Here is a 4,069-nt window from a genome sequence, read left to right as displayed (position 1 = left end):
GTCCGGCTGCCCGCCTGCGCGTAGTCCCAGGCGGCGGCGCCGCCGGTCGGCTCCGTGACGAGGGACTGGCCCTTCCCGGACGACGACATCACCGGCTTCACGACACAGGGCACGCCGAGCGCCGCCACGGCGGCGTCGACCTCCTCCGCGGTCGCGCAGAACCGGTAGGGGGAGGTCGGGAGACCGAGCTCCTCCGCGGCCAGGCGTCGGATGCCCTCGCGGTCCATGGTCAGCCGCGCCGCGCGGGCCGTGGGTGTCACGCGGAGCCCGCCCCGCTCGAGGTCGACCAGGACCTCGGTGGCGATCGCCTCGATCTCCGGCACCACGTGCAGCTCCGCGCAGGGCCGTTCCCGCTCCTCGGCGAGCACGGCCCGCAGCGCCGCCGGGTCGGTCATGTCGACCACGTGCCAGCGGTGGGCGACCTGCATGGCGGGAGCGCCCGCGTAACGGTCCACGGCCACGACCTCCGCGCCGAGCCGCATCGCCTCGAGGGCGACCTCGCGACCCAGTTCACCACTGCCCAGGAGGACCAGGCGGGTGGCGCCGCTCGTCCCGGGGGTTCCGATCGTCATGTCGTCGCTCATGGGCGCTGCGATGATGCCACGGACGGTCTGGTCGCTACCCTCGCAGCGTGCGGCTCGCGGCCATCTCCGACGACATCTCGACCTTCTTCGATGCGGTCGGCGAGTTCTTCGGGAGTCTGGCCGAGGTCCAGCCGGGGCCGCTGGCGATCGGGCTGCTGTGCTTCGGGATCTACCTGTCGCTGCGGGCCCGCGCGTTCTTCCACGTCCTCCGGGCCGCCTACCCGACCGAGCGCATCGAGTACCGGCGGATCTGGGGCGCCTACGTGGCCGCCTACGGGTTCAACAACGTCGTGCCCGCGCGTGGCGGCGACGTCATCAAGCTGTTCCTCTCGCGCACCTCGGTCCCGCGGTCCAGCTATCCGGCGGTCGGCGCGGCGTTCTTCGTGGAGGGCGTCTTCGACGCGACGATGGGCGTCTTCATCCTCACGTTCGCGTTCACCCAGGGCGTGTTCCCCAAGCCCCCGGACTTCTCGAAGCTGGGCGCTTTCGACCTCAGCTTCTTCGCCAGCCACCCGCGCTTCACGCTGTTCTTCCTCACCGCGCTGGGGGTGCTGTCCCTGGTGCTGTTCGCGGTGCTCTCGCGTCGCGTCCAGGCCTTCTGGGAGCGGGTGCAGCAGGGCCTGACGATCCTCTACGACCGGCCGCGGTACTTCCGCGAGGTCTGGATGGTCCAGTTCGTCGGCTGGCTGTTCCGGTTCACCGCGTTCTTCTTCCTCCTGGAGGCCTTCAACATCGGCGGGTCGGTCAAGAACGTGCTGCTGGTGCTCGGCGTGAACGCGGTCGCCGCGATCGTCCCGTTCACGCCCGGCGGTGCCGGCGTGCAGCAAGCGTTCCTGGTGAAGGTGTTCGGGGCGGGGGCCGTCGCGTACTCCGTCGGACAGCAGATCGCGATCGCGACGTTCAGCCTCGCACTCGGATTCATCGCGCTGGTGACGATCTTCCGCTTCCGCTCGTTCAAGGAGGTCATCGCCGCCGGGCGCGAGGCGCGCGCGGCGGAGGCGGCCGCCGAGGGGTTCCCGGTCGAACCCGACTTCGACAAGGACGCGCGCACGCGACGGCTGGACGAGCCCCGGGAGGACCGGCGGCGGCGCCGCGCCGAGCGTCGCGCCTCCGGCAGGCGCTGAGGCCGGGGCGGGCCGGACTACTGCAGGCCCTGGCGGGCCTCGCGCACCAGCGTGACGGCCTCCGGGAAGACGACGGCCATCACCTGCCGGATCTGCTGCGCCTGCTGCTCGGCCGTGCCCTGTACGTTGATCCGATTGACGGCCGCGACCGTCATGTCGACGGCGAGCTTGATCGCGTTGTCGGCCCAGGCCAGGCGCTGTTGGCCCTGCATCTGGTCCGCGAGCTCGGCCATGCGCTTCTGAAGCTCGTCTGGGTCGCCGAAGAGTCCACCGAAACCTTCCATAACCAGATCGTCGCACATGCGTCACCTCGCCCTCAGCGCTTGCGTGGCGCTGGTCGTCGGCTGCGGCGGTGGTGATTCGCCGTCCGGCGGGGGGACGCGAGCACCGGGCACGACCACTGCCGACCGGGGCGCGACGACGGACGGGTCCGGGGGCGGCGGTCCGCTCGTCGCCACGCTCGGGGACTCGATCACCGCCGGAGCCCCGCTCTACGACCCGGACCCGGCGGTGCGCGCGCAGATCGGACCGGCGCTCGACGAGCGCTCGCAGTACCAGTACTGGCTCCGGCGCTCGCAGCCCGGTGTCCGGATCCGGAACTGCGGCGTCTCGGGCGAGCGGACCGACGAGATCGCCCAGCGCCTGGACGCGTGCGTGCGCGGCGCTCAGGTGCTCATCGTGCAGGGAGGCGTCAACGACATCGCCCAGGATCGCCCGGTGCCCGACATCGCCGACGACCTGCGGTCGATGATCCGGGCGGGCACCGAGCGGGGTCTGCGGGTCGCGGTCGTCGAGTTGCTCCCGTGGAACAACGGCTTTCCCGCGGCGGCGCCGTTCGTCGCGGAGCTCAATCGCCGCATTCGCGGGATCGCCCAGGACGAGGGCGTCCCCGTCTACTCCTGGTACGCCGCGCTGGAGGACCCCGAGGCGCCCGGGCGCATGCGTCAGGAGATGACGATCGACGGGGACCATCCCTCGGTCGCCGGATACCGGAGGCTCGCGGAGACGATCACGCTGCCGCGGTGAGGGTGGCTCAGCGCCGCCGTGCGAGGACCGCGACCGTGCCGCCGCGGTGGGCCAGCCCCGCCGCCAGTTCGACGGCGGCGGCGGCGGGCAGGAGGGGGAGCGCCGCGAGCGTCGGCACCAGATCCGCGGGACGGGTCCGGGCGTTGCGCTTGAGCGCGTGGTAGAGCCACGACGTCGTCGGGGTGACGCGTGAGACCAGCGACAGCCACAGGCCGAACGGGTTGTGCTCGAGCAGGACGTGGTGCTCGCGGACGATGTCGAAGTCCTCGCGGCGCAGGAGGGCGCGCAGCCCGCGGGCGGTGAAGTGCGTGTGGTGTCGCGGCAGGTCCAGGTGCCACCAGCGATCGCCACCCAGCCGCGCCTGCCAGCTGGACAGGTTCGGGACGCCGATCAGCAGGACCCCGCCGGGGCGCAACCACGACCGCAGCACCCGAAGGGTCGCCGCCGGATCCTCGACGTGCTCGAGCACGTGCCACAACGTCACGACGTCGACCGAGCCGGACGCGACCGGAGCGTCCTCGATCCCGGCCCGCATGAGCCGCACGCCGTAGCGGTCGCGGGCGTGGTCGACGCCGCGCGCGGAGGGCTCGATCCCGGTCGCGTGGTAGCCCGCGTCGCGTGCGTGGGCGACGAACCGGCCGCGGCCCGCGCCCGCGTCCACGAGCGTCGCGCCGGGCGCGACCACCGAGCGCACCAGGCGCAGGCGCTGGGCGTCGTACGCCCGCTGGATTGGCGCCACGAGCCGCGCGCCGATCGGCAACGTGGGTGCGTAGGCGCCGGTCTCGTGCAGGTCCGGGACCTCGGGGGCCGCGGACGCTTTCGGTCCGGTGTGGGGCGCCGACACCGTGATCGCCGTGCCGCAGGCCACGCAGCGCTCCATGGCGACCGGGGGCATCCCGGGCTCCCCGGCCCGGGCGGCGCGCCACGGGACCGCCGGAGCGCCACAGGCGGGGCAGTGCGCCGGGCTCACGCCACCTCGTACCGGATCCCGTGCGGCGCGAGCGCGTCGAGGAACGCGGCGGGATCGTAGGCCTGTGCGGGAGCCAGCCCGCCGGCGCGGTCGTACCCGGCGGCGGCCATGATCCCGGCGGCGTGACTCGTCGTGACAGCGGTGATCCCGTAGATGTCGGTGCCGTGGAGCACGCCGCGCCGGGAAGGTGACCCGTCGGCGGGGACGGCCTCGGCGACGAGGGTGTACGCGGCAGCACGCCGCTCGTCCTCGGCCGGGCCGGGGGGCAGCCGGTCGATCGCCCGATCCAGCAGGCGCCGGACCGGGGTGCGCAGGAGCAGCGCGATGCCGGGCGTGAGTGCCGGCACCGCGCGGGCCATCCGCGG

General features: G+C 73.3%; 5 protein-coding genes and 1 pseudogene. 2 read left to right on the top strand and 4 right to left on the bottom strand.

Annotated elements, in window-relative coordinates:
• The coding region (locus ABYE80_RS18055; RefSeq protein ID WP_372791695.1) for an ATP-grasp domain-containing protein at positions 1–584 on the bottom strand (584 nt) is incomplete at its 3' end.
• 47 nt (positions 585–631) lie between these two features.
• Between ABYE80_RS18055 and ABYE80_RS18050 the strand changes: the two genes are divergently transcribed.
• Positions 632–1,708 (top strand): YbhN family protein, encoded by a 1,077-nt coding sequence (locus ABYE80_RS18050; RefSeq protein WP_372791694.1) that lies wholly within the window; start codon positions 632–634, stop codon positions 1,706–1,708.
• Positions 1,709–1,725: 17 nt separating this feature from the next.
• Here ABYE80_RS18050 and ABYE80_RS18045 read toward each other — a convergent pair whose 3' ends face one another.
• A complete protein-coding gene (locus ABYE80_RS18045) occupies positions 1,726–2,010 on the bottom strand; it encodes a hypothetical protein (protein ID WP_372791692.1) in 285 nt (94 codons plus the stop codon).
• On the opposite strand from ABYE80_RS18045, the gene ABYE80_RS18040 reads away from it, so the two are divergent.
• Positions 2,009–2,734 (top strand): SGNH/GDSL hydrolase family protein, encoded by a 726-nt coding sequence (locus tag ABYE80_RS18040; RefSeq protein WP_372791691.1) that lies wholly within the window; start codon positions 2,009–2,011, stop codon positions 2,732–2,734. The genes ABYE80_RS18045 and ABYE80_RS18040 overlap by 2 nt on opposite strands.
• Positions 2,735–2,741: 7 nt before the next feature.
• Here ABYE80_RS18040 and ABYE80_RS18035 read toward each other — a convergent pair whose 3' ends face one another.
• Both ABYE80_RS18035 and ABYE80_RS18030 read right to left on the bottom strand, forming a co-directional pair.
• Positions 2,742–3,704, bottom strand: coding sequence for a class I SAM-dependent methyltransferase (locus tag ABYE80_RS18035; protein ID WP_372791690.1), 963 nt, complete (start codon positions 3,702–3,704; stop codon positions 2,742–2,744).
• Positions 3,701–4,069: pseudogene (locus ABYE80_RS18030) on the bottom strand (hypothetical protein); the annotation flags it as partial. The gene ABYE80_RS18035 and the pseudogene ABYE80_RS18030, both read right to left, overlap by 4 nt.

Source organism: Paraconexibacter sp., from assembly GCF_041602235.1.
Classification (GTDB): Bacteria; Actinomycetota; Thermoleophilia; order Solirubrobacterales; family Solirubrobacteraceae; genus Paraconexibacter.
This window is presented reverse-complemented; position numbering and strand designations above follow the sequence as displayed.